The organism is Hymenobacter sp. BRD67, from assembly GCF_013256425.1.
In the GTDB taxonomy this organism is placed as follows: Bacteria; Bacteroidota; Bacteroidia; order Cytophagales; family Hymenobacteraceae; genus Hymenobacter.
Map to the genome: position 1 here is coordinate 870,140 of NZ_CP053904.1, position 15,328 is coordinate 885,467.

Here is a 15,328-nt window from a genome sequence, read left to right on the forward strand (position 1 = left end):
CGACAAGCTCAGCATGACGTTCTTTTTTGGCTTTTTTAGCAAGACGGCCCGCGCTAAGCCGGTTGGAAAATAGCCTTGCTCGAAATAATTTTTAATTGCCCGTTAAACCATCTGATAATCAGCGATAAGATTTACTAAATAAATTGGCTTTTGGGGCACCTTCCTTAGCCGGGTCGGGTTTGATATTCGTACTACAGAACGATAACCGGCCGCTGGCCACCCCAACCATGACCGAAGTCACCAAAGCCCCGAAAGAAGCTACCGCCAAAAAGGCTGCTCCCGCGTGGAGAGCTATGACATCGCCAAGTCGGACGAGACGCTCGACCTGGCGAAGGACCTGGCCAAGTTTATCAAGGAAAATAAGCTCAGCACCCAGGTGCAGGGCAAGGAGTTTGTGAACGTGGAGGGCTGGCAGTATGCTGGCTCGCGCCTGGGCATCGTGCCCATCGTGGAGCACGTCATCAACGTAAGCTCCGAGCAAGAAATTAAGTATCAGGCCAAAGTAACGCTGTTCGATATGCGCTCGCAGCATACTGTGGGTGCCGGCTTCGCCATCTGCTCGAATAAGGAGAGCGGCAAGAAGTTTTACCAGGAGTTTGCCATTGCCAGCATGGCCCAGACCCGCGCCATCGGCAAAGCCTACCGCAACATCCTGGCCTGGATTATCCGGGCTGCCGGCTACGAGCCTACGCCGGCTGAGGAAATGGAGTACACCGGCAATGTGCCCGCCCCCGCCGTGGCCACGGCCGTAGCGGAGCCCACGCCCGTGATGCGCGCCGTAACCACTGCCCCGGCCGTGCCAGTAGAAACCCCTGCCGCCGAAGCGCCCGCTGCTTTGCCGGTGCAGTATGCTACGGCTTCGCAGAAAGAGGAAATTATCCGCCTGCTGAACCACCCGCTCATCACGCGTCAGGAGAAGACGAAGATGTTGCTCAACATTAACCGCCTCGATGAGGAGCGTGCCACGCAGGCTATCGCCAAGCTGCGCAAAGCCATCGAAGACCGTGAGGGTACGACGGCCGTAGCTGCCTAGTAGTTTAAAAAACCTGATTATCAGCCCGGTACCGTAAGGTGCCGGGCTTTTTTGTTAGGTGCGCCAGAAATGCCGGGGCGGTTAAGCCAGCTGACTGGTATACGCTTGCGGCGGTGTGGGCCGCACGTAGTCGAGCAGCCGGTTGAGCAGCGTACTGGATAAAGCAGGTATCAGAGGCAGTAGAAAGGAGGCGGAAGAGGTATCTACAAAGCCCAGCAAGGAAGCCAGACAAGTGTCGGGGGCGGCTACGTGGAAGCCCATGCGCCACTCGCCAAAGCGTCGCGCCGCCAGGGGGCCACTGGCCAGAATAGTGCAATTTTGGTGGCGTCGGTCGCGAGCAATATGCTGGTATAGCCCCATCACCTGAGAACGTTCGCCTTCCAGCACCTGAATAAACTTTCCGGAAGGCACATAGAGCAACAGGCCGGTTACATCCTGCTTAGTATTATAGTTTCGGGCGTGAAGCAGCAGGTCTTGCAGGTCGGCTTCGGTGAAGGACTGGGTAGCCAGGCTTTCGTAAACGAGATAAAACAGGGGCATAGCGCTAAAAAGAGTATCGGCCTGCTAAGGTATAAATGCAAAGGCTGGATTCAGCTAAAGCAGGCCCGGTACAGCGTTATTCTTAGTTAAATTCGCGTTTACAGGGTTGTGGACTGAACAAAACCCGGAGCCGGCTGGACCTTCGTCAGCCAGAGCGACTTTGCCCCAACGGCAGCGCCTTAGGCAATACCAACGCGCCCGATGGCACGGCCGTGGCCTTTTTGCAAATTAATGGCAGCATAGCCGAAGTGTTTGGGAAGAGCGTGCCTACATATTGCCGGGCATTCGCGTGCTGCTGGGTGTCATCGCACCTACGAGTGCCAGCTTTCGGTTGTACCTCACCAGCGGCAGTCTGGCCGAAGCCCTGCCTGCTATCAGCAACTTTAGCCCCGTAAGTGCGGCAAGCGGCAGCAGCATTATGCTCACCGGCGCCAACCTCGACGGTACCACCTACGTGAGCCTGGATAATGAAGCCGTAGTGCCGACCCGCGTGACCAGAGCCAGCCTGAGCCTCGTAGTACCAGCCAGCACGAGCACTTGTGTAGCGCGGGCTAGCGGCGAGGCTCTGTGTTGACGGTGGAGTAGTTGAGTAAGTCTGCCGAGAGCCTGCGCATGGCCTGTCCGGGGTGTTGTTTATATAGCTTTTCACAGAATACCAAAAAAGCTGGAAATCAGTCTAAGCCGGCAACGATAAGTAAGAATGTCTTGGTAGCCGAAAGTCATAAGCGCATTTTAAAACGCAAAAAAGTAGAAGCCCGCGTGGGGGTAGGCGAAGCGCTGTGCATCTGTTGCTGGTCAGAACCGCTGCTTTGAGTGCGGCACCCGGTTTTTACTGGCCTTCTTAATTGATGCACGATAAATTTTTTAGCCGGCGCTTACAGGATGCGCCTTTCCGGCCACTACTGAAAACAGGGAATCTACAGCCGCTCATTTCTGGTGGCCTGCCCTGGGAGGTGGCTTCTAGGAAGGCCAGTCGCAGCTTAATTGACCGGCCCCCTGGCAAACTGCTTCCCCAAACTAGCGCGCGGCATATCTTGCGTATTGCCCACTAAACCGGCGTTCTTTCGTATGCGTGCGGTTCTGCTGCTGGCTTTGCTATGCTGCGCCTCTTCGGTCGCTGCTTTTTCGGCCCTTACCCACCAGGCGGTGGTGGATTCCTGCTGGGCACATAACCTGGTGCCGGTGCTGGAAAGTCGTTACCCCGGCGCTACGCCCGCCGAGCTGCGCGAAGCCCGCAGCTACGCCTACGGCGGGTCTTTACTCCAGGACCTGGGTTACTTCCCCGGCAATGTGGCTTTCTTCTCCAACCTGACGCACTACGTGCATACGGGCGACTTTGTGGGGGCGCTCCGCGACGAGGCCCGCACCCGCAACGAACTGGCTTTTGCCCTTGGCGCGTTGGCGCACTACGTAGCGGATGGCGTTGGGCACCCCGCCGGAACCAATGCCGTCACGAACCTCGTATTCCCCGAGCTCACTGCCCGGCTGGGCTGTCCCATCACGTATGCCCAGGCACCGCGCCAGCACGCCCAGGTTGAGTTTGCCTTCGATGTGACCCAGGTGCAGGCGGGGTACTACCGGTCGGAGGAATTTCACGAGGCCCTCGGGCTTCGGATAAGCGAACCGGTGCTGGCGCGGGCTTTCTGGCGCACCTATGGCTTGCAGCTGGCGCAGGTGCTGCCGCACGAAAAGCGGGGCCTAGCTGCGTTTCACTTCGTGGCGGCCGAGCTGCTGCCCGCCGCCGTGCGTGCAAGCGAATATGTGCCGCCTGGTCAGCTGAGCCGCCTGCCGACGACCGACCGGCTGCGCTATTACGAACGGATTAATACCGGGCATTTTCGGCGGCGCAGGGGCCCGCGACCCGACCATTTGAGCCTGGGGATGCACCTGCTCGTCTGGCTGCGGCCCACCCTGCCCCGGCTGGGAGTAGCGCCCCAGCTGGCGTTTCGCCCGCTACCGCCCGCGGCCGAAGCTACCATGCAGGCCAGCTTCGGCCAAGCGATTGTGCGCTACCAGGCGCTGCTGGCCGACCTAAGCGCCCCTTTACCTAACCTGAACCTGGATACCGGACGGCTGACTCAGCTCGGCGACTATTCCTTGGCCGACCGCACCAACACCCTGTGGATTCGGCGGCTGGCGAACGCCCGACGTGGGAATCTGGCACCGGCCGGGCAGTAAAACAACTGGCTTTTTTAGGCCGGGAGAACCCGCTTGGTGCTGACCTGGCTGATTCTGCGGCCAGTAAAGCGGGTAGGCGGAACAGCAAAAAGATATTTTATCGGCTTACTGACAGGTGTTTAGTCGAAAAAAAGTGCGTTGAGCAGCCATGTATCAGGCCGGCGTAGGGGTAGGGCCGGCCTCACGCATCTTACTGCCAAGCGGCTCGGTTGCCTCCGCAGCACCGAAGCCCGCCGGACTGATAAAGCTGCCTGAATCAAGTACGTTAAGCCATCACTCGCTATCACCCTGCCTATGCCTGCCTCTACTACTACTCAGCTTACTGCGCTGCTGGCTGCGGCGGCCTTGCTTGTGGCAGTAGCTGCTTGTCAAAAGCAAACTACTCCCCTCATCCCAGCGGGCACTCTGGCGGCTCTCCCCCTCACTGCCTTAAGCCCGGCCGACAACCCCACCAGTCCGGCGAAGGTTGACCTGGGCCGCGCCCTGTACTGGGACCCGGTGCTCTCGGGTGGGCGGGACGTGAGCTGCGCCAGCTGCCACCACCCGGCCACTGGCTATGCCGACGGGCTCGACCTGGCCATTGGCGAAAACGGGCAGGGACTCGGCGCGGCGCGGCATTTTCGCCTCCCTAATACCATTCCCTTCGGCCAGCGCAATACCTCCACGGTACTCAATAGCGCCTTCAATGGCCTGACCCTTAACGGCTCGGTAGACCCAGCGCTCGCCCCTATGTTCTGGGACAGCCGGGCCAACTCCCTGGAAACCCAGGCCCTGCTGCCCGTGGCCAAGCTGGAAGAAATGCGCGGCCATCAATACGCCGAAGGAGCTGCCCCCGACTCGGTAGTGGCACGCCTGCGCCGTATTCCGGCTTATGAGGCGCTGTTTCAGGCCGCTTTTCCCCAGCCGGTGCCCATCACGGCCACGACCATCGGCCAGGCGCTGGCTTGCTTCGAGCGTACGCTGGTAGCCACCAACTCGCCGTATGACCAGTACCTGCGTGGCAATACGGCTGCGCTGACTGCCCAGCAGGTTCAAGGCATGCAATCCTTCTTGCAGAGTGGCTGCGGCAACTGTCACAGCGGCCCTATGCTCAGTGACTACCAGCTGCACGTGATGGGCGTGCCCGATAACGCCAAGAACGTGACTTCTGATACGGGCGCGAACGGTACCTACGCCTTTCGCACGCCCAGCCTGCGCAACGTGGCCCTGACCGCGCCCTACATGCACAGCGGGGCCGTAGCCAACCTGGCCGCCGTACTAGATTTTTATGATAACGGCCGGGACGGCGCAACGGCCAACCCCCACGTGAGCGCCCGTCAGCGTGACCTGCAATTCCCTAACCGCGTGCAAAACAAGCAGGCTATCATTGCTTTTCTCAATTCGCTTACTGACACTAACTACGACCGGACAGTGCCTGCCACGGTACCCAGCGGCCTAGTAGTGGGTGGAAATATTCAGTAAAGTGCATGCTTAAGCTTTTTTTCCCTGTTAGCTTCGGCAATGCGTTGCAAGGGACACGCTGCTCGCCTGCCTGCTGAGCCAGCGTAGCAGCCCCCAGACGTAGCGGCAACCTCCTCTTATCTATATTGTATAAAATTGACTAAAAATTACTGGTTGAGCAAGCTGCGGGCTGCTACTCCTTCTTCATTTAATGGCCGTTCTAGATGATGATGCGCTGAATGCCCGCCTGTCGCTGCTGCGCAATGCTGACCCCTCAGCGTTTATCGAACTGCTTTTCAAAACCTTTTACGCCCCCCTCGGGACTGTAGTGTACCGCGTCGTGCCCGACCGGGATGTGGTGGAGGACATATTACAAGATATGTTTATGAGGATATGGCAGGGCGTAGATACCTTGCCTGAGATAGCGTCGTACCGGGCCTACCTCACCCGTATGAGTCTGAATGCCGCCATTCGCTACCAGCAGCGGGCGCAGCGTCAGGTAGCCTGGGAAGATGCCCCGCCCGACACTGCGCCGGTGGCCCCCAGCGCCCTGGCCGAGCTGCATGCCTCCGAAACTGCCGAGGCCGTTGCGGCCGCCCTTTCGCAGCTGCCGCCCCAGTGCCGCATTGTGTTTGAGCTGAGTCGCTACGAGGAAATGAGCTACCAGCAGATAGCCGATGCGCTGGAGATATCGCCCAAAACCGTGGAAAACCAGATGGGCAAGGCCTTGCGCATTATGCGCCGCGAGCTGGCCGGCGTGTTGAAAAATCTGTACTGGCTACTGTTTTATGTGAGCGCCGCCAGCCTGAGCGCGCGCCAGCTACCTGCCCGTCACCAGGCTGAGTACGCGGTGCCGCACGGGCATCTGCGCTATTTTTGCGGGGTCGCGTGGGGGTAGCGCAGTACGGGCGTATCTACTATTCATCCGGGCTATTTTTCCAGGCCAACTTATTCTACCTATGACGCAGCGCTACTCCGACCCGGCCGATGCCCCTTGGGTGCTGCTGGCCCGCCACCTGGCCGCCGAAGCCTCGGCGAGCGAGCGGGCGGAGCTGCGCGCCTGGGTACAGGCCGACCCTACCCATCTGCAAATCCTGACCACCGTTACCCGAGCCTGGGAGCGGGCCAGCGAGGCTACGCCCGGCCCGGTACTGTTCTCACCGGCCGACGTTGAAGCTGCCTGGCAGCGCTTCCGGCCGCTGATGACCGCTACCGTACCGGCCACCAGCGCCGCGCCGGTTGTGCGCCCGCTTTGGCCCGGGCAACAACTGACCGCTGCCCGCCGCTGGCAGCTGGCAGCTGGCCTGGCATTGCTGTTGGGTGCGGGCTATGCGTTAGCAAAAACGGGGCTTTTTAAACCCCGGGAGCAGGTGCTGACCTACGCTAGTGCCGCTGCTCGCCGCGCGGTGCGGCTGCCCGATGGCAGCACCGTCTGGCTTCATGCGCATTCGCGGCTGCGGTATGTAGGAGTAGGGCCGGAGCCGGCCCGTGGGGTGCGGGCCGTCCAGCTCACCGGTGAAGCGTATTTTGAGGTAGTGCCCAACCCGGCCCGGCCGTTTGTGGTGAGTACGACCACGGCCCGCGTACGCGTAACAGGTACAGCTTTCAATGTGCGCGCCTATGCCGCCGAAGACTCTGTAGAAGTTAGCGTAACCCAGGGGCAGGTATGGCTTTCGCACCTAGCAGCCACCGACAGCGTACGGCTGCTGGCGGGCACCCGGGCTGCCCTGCACGCTTCCGATGCGCCCGGCCGGATAGCCGCCCGCCTGCGCAGCAGTCCGGCCGCCGACCCCAATTTCCGGGCCTGGCAGACGGATACGCTGCGATTTGTAGATGCGCCGCTGACGCAGGTGACCCAGACGCTACGGGCCACCTTCGGCACGACCATCGAGCTGCTTGATGCCGGCCTGGGGCAGTGCCGCTTTACTGGCACGTTTCCGCACCCGCAGCCGGCGGCCGTGCTGGCGGTAGTGGCAGCGGCTACGGCCAGCCGCCTCGCCCTCGACGAGCGCGGCAGCTACCAATTGCAGGGGCCGGGCTGCGCTACCCCGGCTTCGGGGCTTCAAACTCCGGCGGCGTCGGCTACCCGCACGCCCCGGCCGTGACCTGCCAGCGGGCACACCACTGCCGCAGCCGACTGGCCTGGCAGATGCTGGCGCTGGCGCTGTTGGCCTTGCTGGCCCTGCGCCCGGCGTGCGCACAGACCGCTACCCCAGCGCTAGCCCGGCTGGTGCAGCCGGCGCCGGGCACCCGCCCACTGGGCACGGTACTGGCCGAGCTGTCGCGCCAGGGGCATCTGCCGCTCAGCTACAGCAGCTCGCTGGTGCCCGTGGCGCACTCTTGTACCTTGCGGCCTGGCCCCGCCCGGCCGCTGAAGGTGGTATTGCGGGAGGTGCTGGCCGCCGAGCACTTATCCTACGGGCTGCTGAATGGGCAGCTGGTGCTATGGCCCGACCGCGTGGCCGCACCCCCAGGCGTGGCGGCGGTGAATGGCCAGGCTGCCTCCGCCAGCGTACCTGCCGCCTCGCCTTCCTCAAGCGCTGTGGCGGCTGGCCGGGCCGGCGAAGCAGCACAGTCGGCTGTCTCACCCAGAGGCTCATCAGCAAGTGACCGCCCGGAGCGTTCATTCACAACCGGTAAGCCAGTGCCGGGCAATGCCCCTGCGGCCGACCAGCACCCTCAGGTAAAGCGCGTGAGGAAGCCATTTCCTACTGTTACGACAAGAAATAAAAAGGCAGCGACCAGCCCGCGTCAAGCCTTAGACAAGCAGGCGCTACCCGGCCGTCCGGTCATTACCCCTTTTGCAGGGCCCCGCACGGCCCTGCGTATGCCTCAAAAGTTAGGCAGCCCTGCTGCTTACTCTGTAGCTCGCGCTAAGTCAGTAGACGAAAAAGCGTTAAGCCAGGCGGCGACAGCTGCCCGGCCTGGCAGCCGCCGAAGACCGGTGCGTATGCTAAGCCAGAGCCGCAGCCCGGCGTCGCAAAAACCAGCCCTTTCAGCTGCTTCACCTCCGCCGGGCCCACCTCGGGGGCCATAGCCTTGCTTGCGCCATTGGCTGCCTCGACTGTGCTCGTCTCAGGGCCTGCTGAATTGCCCCAGGCGGCGCCGCTACCCTTAGCCCTGAAGCTCAGCCCAAAGCAAAATGCACTGGCTGGTCTGGCCGCGGTAGCTGAAAGCACGCATGAGGCGGCGCAGGCTGGGCTGCTGCGTCGCGGCTACCTGCATGGGGAAGCCTGGACCAGTGAAACCTTGCCGCTGAATGGGGCCCTTAAGCTGGGCGTGCCGCGCATTTACCTGGTGCTGGGCGCGGCACTCGGGCCATTTGACCATCAATCGGGCCCAAGCTGGGGAGTAGGTATCGGCACGGCTGGCCGCAGCCGGGGGCGCTTCACCCTCAGCCTCGACCTGATGCAGTGGTTTGTGGGCGGCGACCGGGAGGCGCCGCCGAGCCTGCTTACGCAGCTGCGGCCGCAGCTGGCCTGGCAGCTCAGGCAGGGCAGCCGCTGGCAGCTGCTGGCAGGCCCAACCCTGAACCTGGCCACGGCTCATCAGGAGGGCCCGCGCCTCCACTGGCCGCTGGGCCAGGACCAGTGGCTCTGGCTCAACTCCGACCGCGGCCGGACCTGCTGCGCCTTTGGCCCGGCCTGCAAGTAGGGCTGCGGTTTTGAGCAAGGGTTTGCTACCGGTTGCTCAGTGCTTTCGGGGTAATATATTATTTTAACTATAAATAAAGTCAGCGCATCCGGTAAGCTGCCGGATGCGCTGACTAGTAGCGGATGGCGGTGCCAGCTCCTTAATTGGAGCCGGTAGTGCTAGTTGTAGTTGTGGTGGTGTTCACGCTGATGCAGCCCAGCTCGACCAGCGGCCCGGCGCTGCAGGTGTTCACATCGTCGGCATCGCCATCATTGCGCTTGATGGTGTAGCCCACCAGTACTTTCTCGCCGGCCTTGGCGTGGAAGTTGGTCCAGTTCGGGCCCGTGGGTATCACGTAGGTGCTGTCGGAAAGGTGCAGCACCAGGCCGCAGCCGGTGGTCTTGCTCAGGTCTACCACCACGGCGGCGGTGTCGCAGGTGCCGCCCTTGGGGCTGCAGCTGCCTTTTTGGCCGTCTTTCTCAAAGCAGCCGGTGAGCAAGGTGCTGGCACCTACGGTAAAGAGGGTGAGCGTGGCGAAAGCCGCGCGGCGGGCAGAAAACATGTTCATAAAAAGGGAGTTGAAAAAAGGGGTTGAAAAAGAAAAAGGGTAACTAAGCAAGGCAGGACGAGTGGCGTAGCGTTAGGGTAGTACTTCCACCCAGCCCTTGTAGCGGCGGCCATCGGTGAAAGTGACGAGGTAGTAGTAAATGCCGCCGGCCCCGGCGCCGGCCCAGCTAAAGCTGCGCGTGGGCGATTGGTACACCAGCCGGCCCCAGCGCGAGAAGATGCTGACGCCCGCAAACTGCGCATCGCAGAAATCGGGGGGCAGCGCCCGGTCAAGGGTGAAGACATCGTTGAGGCCGTCGCCATTGGGCGTGATGATGTTGGGCGGACGAAAAGCCAGCGAGTCGCCGGGCCGCGCCACCTCAAAGCGGATAAGGCGCGTGCGTGTATGCGGCGTACAGATGTTTCCGGCCTGTGCCAGCGTAAACTGCACCAGCAAGCCAGCTTGGCTGGCCGTGGCCGGGCCGCAGGCCGGCTGCCAGCTAAAGGTGGCAGAAGCGCGGCCGGTGCCATTCTGGGCGCTAAAGCTCATGCCCACGGCAGCCAGGTCGAAGCCCTCACCGGCGGCGGTTAGTGTCAGCGCATTCGGTGCCTCATCGGTACCGAGCAGGGTAGCCGTATAGGGCTGGCCCAGGGCCACGCGCACAACGGCGGGCGTAGCTTCGGGCACCGGCTCGGGCGGAAAGCTGGTCGTAAGAACCGGCGTGGTACTCACCGGCGGGGCAGCCGTAAATGCCACCCGAATCGTGTCGTGCTTGGGCAGCGAGCAGCCATTGTCGGCCACTATGACATTGAGCAGATAAACTTTCCCTTTGGTATCGGCACAGGTGGGAAAGCATAGCGTTGCCGTGAGCGTATCGGGCTGGCCGCTGGCGCGCACCGTGCCGCCAGTGCTGGTAGTAAAGCTGGGGGCCGTAGCCGGGTCGGTGAAGTTGAGGGGCTGCGCCGTAAGGGTAAGCGTCGAGTTAGGGTCGGGGTCGGTGTAGCGAATGGTGAGGCAGTGCGAGCCACCGGGCACGAGGTGCACCGTATCGCGGCCCGCCTGGTAGCGGCGGCCCGCGGCCTGCACGGTCACCACGGGCGGGTTGTTGCTGGGGCAGTTGAGCACGTAGAGCTGAAAGTCACGACGGGTTTCGCCAATTTTCACCCCCTTGCGGTACTCTGCACAACGTACCCCAAACACAAACAAGCCCAGGCGGCTCGGCCGTACCGTCAGGCGCCCGGTGTGCGCATCGATGCCCAACGCCGGCGCGCCCGGAATCTGGTTGGCGGTACCTAGACCGGTGGTCCAGTTCACGGTGGTGTAAGGCGCGGCGGCCGGCGGCGGGGAGGGGTTGAGCGCGGTGGAGTGGCCGTTAAGCGGCGTCACCATGTCGTAGGCCAGCGAGTCGCCATCGGGGTCCTGCCCACCAAAGTCGTAGTAGAACAGGTTGTTCAGGCAGGCATAATCGCCTAAGGCCGGAAAAATGTGTGGGGTAGAGTCAATAAACGCTGCCCCGTTGTGGACCACGGCCGGAAACTCCAGGTAGAAGGTCTGCGCTGCCCCGCCGGGGTTAACAATGTTGCTGATAGCCAGGTTGCGGCAGCAGCGCTCTACCGCGGCATAGTAGCCGCTGGCGCTGGTGTACGTAGCCGCGTCAAGAATAATATCTTTACTATATACCAGCTTGCGGGTGCTGAGCGAGCCCACCGCGCAGGCCGGGTTGGTATAGCTCACAAACGTGTTGCTGGTGAGCGGCAGCACCACGCTGGTGAGCTGCCGGTTGGTTGCTTTGTCGAAAATGCCGGCCGTGAGCGCCTGGTCGAGCGCCGCCGCGTTACCGTTAACCGCATCGAAATAGAGCGTCAGGGTGAGGGTGTAGGTACTGCCCGACTGGTGCAGCAAATCCATTTCGCCGCCCACAATGTGCGTTGCCCAGGCCGGCCCGGCAATCAGCAGCAGGATGCTGCCCAGGCTACACCGTAGCCAGCTCCACCAGGTAAAATAGCGCGGTGTCATCAACTTTTTGCAGAAAAAAGAGCCGCTAAAAATGCTCAGGGGTTGATAAGGAGCGGTTTACCAAAGCCAGTGCGCGCCCAGCTTATTCGCATCGGCCATTGTTGCCGGCGGCACGCTCCAACCGGCCAGGTCGCGGGTGAGCTCTTCTGCCCGGGCTTCCAGCCGCGGCCGCGGAGACCTGCCCAATTGTGACACAGCCAGTGCTCCCTTGGCTGGCGTCTGGTCGGTAGTAGGCCAAGCGAAGAACCCGTAGCCTGGGTAGCTCAGCAGCAAAGAGTCGGGAGGAAGGGAAGGAAGCATAGCTGGGGAATTGCTTGACGTAAGCGGAAGTAGCAAAAGCGCCCAGACGTAAACCCCAGGCTCAATAAGTAGAGGCGCAAGCCGCCGCCAACCCCCACGCTTCTGGAAACTTATTTTAACCTCTTTACTACCGGTTTACTTCCAGGTGTTGATAATGAATATGTTGCGTAAATCCATCTGTTTTATTGAAGACTTGCGCGAAAGCCGGTTGTCTTTGCTGCACTCGCAAGGCCAACCGGCTTTTGTGCAATTCCTGTTATTTTGAACGTCATGCAAAGCAGCCCGGTAAATATTCAATTTATTGAATATTTACCGGGCTGCTTTATGGCTTGCGCAGGTGCTGTTGCTTACTTTATTTCCCAATCATATCGTGCCTTCTGCTTTCTTACAACCTAAAGCGGCGGTCGATTCTCTACGGGCAGCGTAAGTTCGAGCAGCCGGTTGGCTAGCACGGCCAGTAGCACGCCGGCTAGCGGAGCAGCTACATAGACCCAGGCCGCAGTTAGGTTGCCGCTCAGCAGCGCAGGGGCCAGTGAGCGAACCGGGTTCATGGAAGCTCCGCTGAGGGGGCCGCCTACCAAAGCTTCCAGGCCTACGGTTGCCCCGATAGTAAGGCCCACAAGCAGCCCCTGCTCGTAGTAGCTGGACGTAACGCGCAGAATAACAAGCATCAGCCAGAAAGTGAGGCCCACCTCTACACTAAAAGCCTGCAGGGCGCTGTGGGCGGGCAGCGTCGCGCCCAGCGACGAGCCGGGCGCGGCGAATAGCCACACTGCTCCACTGCCCAGCAGGCCTCCTGCTAGCTGCGCCAGCACATAAGGAACTACCCGGCGGCCCGGGAACCGACCCGCCGCCCAAAACCCAATGGTCACGGCTGGGTTAACGTGCGCGCCGCTTATGTGGCCCAAGCCCTGAATAATAATCAGCACGATTAGGCCAAAGGCGGCAGATACCCCCCCGTGCCCGATGGCATGGGTTTGCTCATCAACTACCACTGCGCCAGTACCAAAAATCAGCAGAAAGGCTGTGCCGAGTGCTTCGGCCAGCAGGCATTGTCGGAGGGTAGGCGTCATGTAATGGCCAGCTTTGGGCCGCAGTATAAGCGCCCGCGTGCGGCGCAGGCCACTGGTTTAGAAGTTGATAGAGGCTATGGGGCGCGTCCGCAGCGCCTGTTTATGCCACCGTGCCGCCGCAGCTGGAGCCTGCGCCGGCCGTGCAGCCGTAGCAGTGCTGATTGAGCACGATGGGCCGCTGGGCCAGGGCCGCCGCGTCGAAATCGCGGATGTGCTGGCTGGTGCTGGCCACATGCAGGTCGAGCATCTGGTTGAAGTCGCAGTCGTAGAGCCCGCCGTCCCAGCCTACCGAGATGGTGTCGCGGCACATCACGCCGGCTGCCGCCGTGGGGTTAAAGGCGTTCACCAGCTTTTCCATGTAGCCCGCGTAATTGCCCGATTCTACCAGGTAATCGAGAAAGCGGCTCACCGGCAGGTTGGTGATAGCAAACAGACTGTTGAACACAATGCCGTGGTCTTTCAGCAGTGCCTGCTTGAACTGCCGCTCCAGGGCGGCTTGCGGACCCGGCATAAAGGCACCGGCCGGATTATACACCAGGTTCAGCACCAGGCCGCTGCCGGGCTGGCCGTAGCCTACGGCGTTGAGCATTTTCAAGGCTCGGATGGAGTCGTCGAAAACGCCGTCGCCCCGCTGGCGGTCGGTTTTATCGGCCGAGTAGAAAGGTAGGGAGCTGACCACTTCTACCCCGTGCTTTTTGAAGAACTCGGGCAGGTCGTGGTACTTTTTATTGGCCACGATGATAGTCAGGTTACAGCGCACCAGCACTTTGCGGCCCAGCGCCGAAATCTGCTCCACAAACCAGCGGAAATCGGGGTTCATCTCGGGCGCGCCACCGGTGAGGTCCACCGTTGGGATGTTGGTCTGAGCCAGCGCGTCGAGGCAGAGCTGCATCGTTTCGCGGGTCATAATTTCCTTGCGGTCGGGTCCGGCATCAACGTGGCAGTGCTTGCACACCTGGTTGCACATCTTGCCCACGTTGATTTGCAGCACCGCTGGGGCTACCGGTCGCAGCGGAAAGAGGCCCGTCTCTTTCATCTTGGCGTGGAAGGGCGGCAGATGCAGTACATCAACCACTTCCTGGCGCAACACAGTTAATTGGAAAGCCGAATCAGCAAACTGGTTGCCGGTGGCTTTGAGAGATTTTATCATGGAAAGTAGCGCAGACTTTGTAATCCGCGTTAGGAATGTTCAAACGCGGACTACAAAGTCCGCGCTATTTGCTTACATCGATAACTCCTTGACCTTGTTCATCATCTGCACGCCGTGGACCAAAGTAGCCCCGCCGCGAATGGCAGCGGCTACGTGCACAGCTTCCATCATTTCGGGCTCAGTGCAGCCTTTTTCGAGCGTGTCGGCCGAGTAGGCGTCGATGCAGTAGGGGCACTGCACGGCGTGGGCCACGGCCAGGGCGATAAGCGATTTTTCGCGGGCAGTGAGCGCTCCTTCGGCAAAAACCGCGCCGTAGTAGGCGAAAAACTTATCGGCAAACTCTTTCTGAAACTCACCGATGTTGCCGAATTTTTTGAGGTCGGCAGGGTTATAATACGTTTCCATGTGCAGGGGTTTACTAAATTACGACAAAAGACAGAAGGCAGATTGCGGCGGGCTACTCGTAGAAATTGCGCATTCGGCGCTGGGAAGTTAGCACTACCCAGTCGCCGAGCCGGGGCAGCAGCGAATGCACCACCAGAATAAGGCGGCCCAGGGCGGAGATAACCGTGCGCCGCTGCCGCCGCCGCACGTGGCCCAGAATAATGGCCGCTACCTGGGCCTGCGACTTTTGCCAGCGCGGTGGGCGGTGCGCGATAGGCACGGGCTGGCCCGCCGCGTCGAGCACGCGCTTGTCGGGGTCGTTCTGGGTAAAGCCGATGTGCACCACTCCAAAATGCACGCCGGTGTCGGCCAGCTCCAGGCGCAGGGTGTGAGCCAGGTTGGCCAGCGCCGCCTTGCCGGCGCAGTAGGCCGAGCCGCTGGGCATGCCGTTGAGAGCCGATATGGAGGAAATAAACGTCACGCTGCCCTTGGCCTGGATGAGGTGAGGCAGCGCCGCCTTGAGCGGATAAACGGAGCCGTACACGTTGCTGTCGAGCACCTGCCGAAATACCTCGGGCTGCATGTCAGCAAAGTAAGCCCGCTGAGAGATGCTGGCGTTGGTAATGAGAATATCGAGCCGGCCGAATATAGTTATCGCCGTTGCTACCAGCCGCTCACTGGCGGCATAGTCGGTGACATCGGCCACGCAGGCGGCTACCTGGTAGCCTTCGGCGGCCAGGGCGTGGCGGGTGTGCTCCAGGCGCTCGGCCTGACGCCCGTTGAGCACCACGGCGGCGCCCTGCTGGCAAAAGGCGCGGGCTGTTTCGCGGCCAATGCCCGATTCGGACCCCGTAATTAAAGCAACCTGACCCGCCAGCGGGCCGGCAGTTTTACTGGACATAGCCGTTGGATTTAAACCAGTCGAAGGCCTCGGCCACGGCCTGGATAATGGGAGTCTGGGGTAATAACAACTCCGTGCGCGCCTTCTGTGAGGTAAAGTAGTGGCCGTCGTTGGCCACGGCCACCATGGCCGG

Annotated in this window: 17 protein-coding genes; 8 read left to right on the plus strand and 9 right to left on the minus strand. The window is 61.3% G+C overall.

Features of this window, described 5'->3' with window-relative positions; all coding sequences use genetic code 11:
• Nucleotides 1-283: 283 nt before the first annotated feature.
• Nucleotides 284-1,033, plus strand: a complete 750-nt coding sequence (locus tag GKZ67_RS03925) for a hypothetical protein (protein WP_254245046.1) — start codon at nt 284-286, stop codon at nt 1,031-1,033.
• 81 nt (nt 1,034-1,114) lie between these two features.
• On the opposite strand, the gene GKZ67_RS03930 is transcribed toward GKZ67_RS03925, so the two are convergent.
• On the minus strand, nt 1,115-1,573 hold the full coding sequence (locus tag GKZ67_RS03930) for a BLUF domain-containing protein (protein ID WP_173241242.1): 459 nt from the start codon (nt 1,571-1,573) through the stop codon (nt 1,115-1,117).
• Between the two features lie 274 nt (nt 1,574-1,847).
• Here GKZ67_RS03930 and GKZ67_RS03935 point away from each other — a divergent pair, with 274 nt between their 5' ends.
• The 7 genes from GKZ67_RS03935 (at nt 1,848) to GKZ67_RS03965 (ending at nt 8,845) form a co-directional block, all read left to right on the plus strand.
• Nucleotides 1,848-2,147, plus strand: coding sequence for an IPT/TIG domain-containing protein (locus GKZ67_RS03935; protein WP_173241243.1), 300 nt, complete (start codon nt 1,848-1,850; stop codon nt 2,145-2,147).
• A gap of 494 nt (nt 2,148-2,641) precedes the next feature.
• Nucleotides 2,642-3,751 carry a zinc dependent phospholipase C family protein gene (locus tag GKZ67_RS03940; protein ID WP_173241244.1) on the plus strand — a complete coding sequence of 370 codons (1,110 nt, stop codon included), beginning with the start codon at nt 2,642-2,644 and terminating at the stop codon, nt 3,749-3,751.
• A 294-nt stretch (nt 3,752-4,045) separates the two neighbouring features.
• Complete coding sequence (locus tag GKZ67_RS03945; protein ID WP_173241245.1) at nt 4,046-5,212, plus strand: cytochrome-c peroxidase; 1,167 nt, start codon at nt 4,046-4,048, stop codon at nt 5,210-5,212.
• A 190-nt stretch (nt 5,213-5,402) separates the two neighbouring features.
• Nucleotides 5,403-6,089: an RNA polymerase sigma-70 factor gene (locus tag GKZ67_RS03950; protein WP_173241246.1), complete on the plus strand. Its 687-nt coding sequence runs from the start codon at nt 5,403-5,405 to the stop codon at nt 6,087-6,089.
• Between the two features lie 61 nt (nt 6,090-6,150).
• Nucleotides 6,151-7,296: a FecR family protein gene (locus tag GKZ67_RS03955; RefSeq protein ID WP_173241247.1), complete on the plus strand. Its 1,146-nt coding sequence runs from the start codon at nt 6,151-6,153 to the stop codon at nt 7,294-7,296.
• Nucleotides 7,293-8,228, plus strand: coding sequence for a hypothetical protein (locus tag GKZ67_RS03960; RefSeq protein WP_173241248.1), 936 nt, complete (start codon nt 7,293-7,295; stop codon nt 8,226-8,228). The genes GKZ67_RS03955 and GKZ67_RS03960 overlap by 4 nt, the downstream gene beginning before the upstream one ends.
• A gap of 14 nt (nt 8,229-8,242) precedes the next feature.
• Entirely contained in the window at nt 8,243-8,845 is a 603-nt protein-coding gene (locus GKZ67_RS03965) for a hypothetical protein (protein ID WP_173241249.1), read from the plus strand.
• A 139-nt stretch (nt 8,846-8,984) separates the two neighbouring features.
• Here GKZ67_RS03965 and GKZ67_RS03970 read toward each other — a convergent pair whose 3' ends face one another.
• The 8 genes from GKZ67_RS03970 to GKZ67_RS24330 all read right to left on the minus strand — a co-directional run bounded on the left by GKZ67_RS03970 (nt 8,985) and on the right by GKZ67_RS24330 (nt 15,322).
• Nucleotides 8,985-9,392, minus strand: coding sequence for a hypothetical protein (locus GKZ67_RS03970; protein WP_173241250.1), 408 nt, complete (start codon nt 9,390-9,392; stop codon nt 8,985-8,987).
• Between the two features lie 72 nt (nt 9,393-9,464).
• Nucleotides 9,465-11,387: a gliding motility-associated C-terminal domain-containing protein gene (locus GKZ67_RS03975; protein ID WP_173241251.1), complete on the minus strand. Its 1,923-nt coding sequence runs from the start codon at nt 11,385-11,387 to the stop codon at nt 9,465-9,467.
• A gap of 57 nt (nt 11,388-11,444) precedes the next feature.
• Nucleotides 11,445-11,687, minus strand: a complete 243-nt coding sequence (locus tag GKZ67_RS03980) for a hypothetical protein (protein ID WP_173241252.1) — start codon at nt 11,685-11,687, stop codon at nt 11,445-11,447.
• Nucleotides 11,688-12,079: 392 nt separating this feature from the next.
• A complete protein-coding gene (locus tag GKZ67_RS03985) occupies nt 12,080-12,760 on the minus strand; it encodes an MIP/aquaporin family protein (RefSeq protein WP_173241253.1) in 681 nt (226 codons plus the stop codon).
• Between the two features lie 100 nt (nt 12,761-12,860).
• Nucleotides 12,861-13,907, minus strand: coding sequence for an arsenosugar biosynthesis radical SAM (seleno)protein ArsS (gene arsS / locus GKZ67_RS03990; RefSeq protein ID WP_173246415.1), 1,047 nt, complete (start codon nt 13,905-13,907; stop codon nt 12,861-12,863).
• Nucleotides 13,908-13,982: 75 nt separating this feature from the next.
• Nucleotides 13,983-14,315 (minus strand): arsenosugar biosynthesis-associated peroxidase-like protein, encoded by a 333-nt coding sequence (locus GKZ67_RS03995; protein WP_068229436.1) that lies wholly within the window; start codon nt 14,313-14,315, stop codon nt 13,983-13,985.
• A gap of 52 nt (nt 14,316-14,367) precedes the next feature.
• Nucleotides 14,368-15,195 carry an SDR family oxidoreductase gene (locus GKZ67_RS04000; RefSeq protein ID WP_173241254.1) on the minus strand — a complete coding sequence of 276 codons (828 nt, stop codon included), beginning with the start codon at nt 15,193-15,195 and terminating at the stop codon, nt 14,368-14,370.
• Nucleotides 15,185-15,322 (minus strand): hypothetical protein, encoded by a 138-nt coding sequence (locus tag GKZ67_RS24330; protein ID WP_317172227.1) that lies wholly within the window; start codon nt 15,320-15,322, stop codon nt 15,185-15,187. Before GKZ67_RS24330 ends, GKZ67_RS04000 begins: the two co-directional genes overlap by 11 nt.
• Nucleotides 15,323-15,328: the final 6 nt, after the last annotated feature.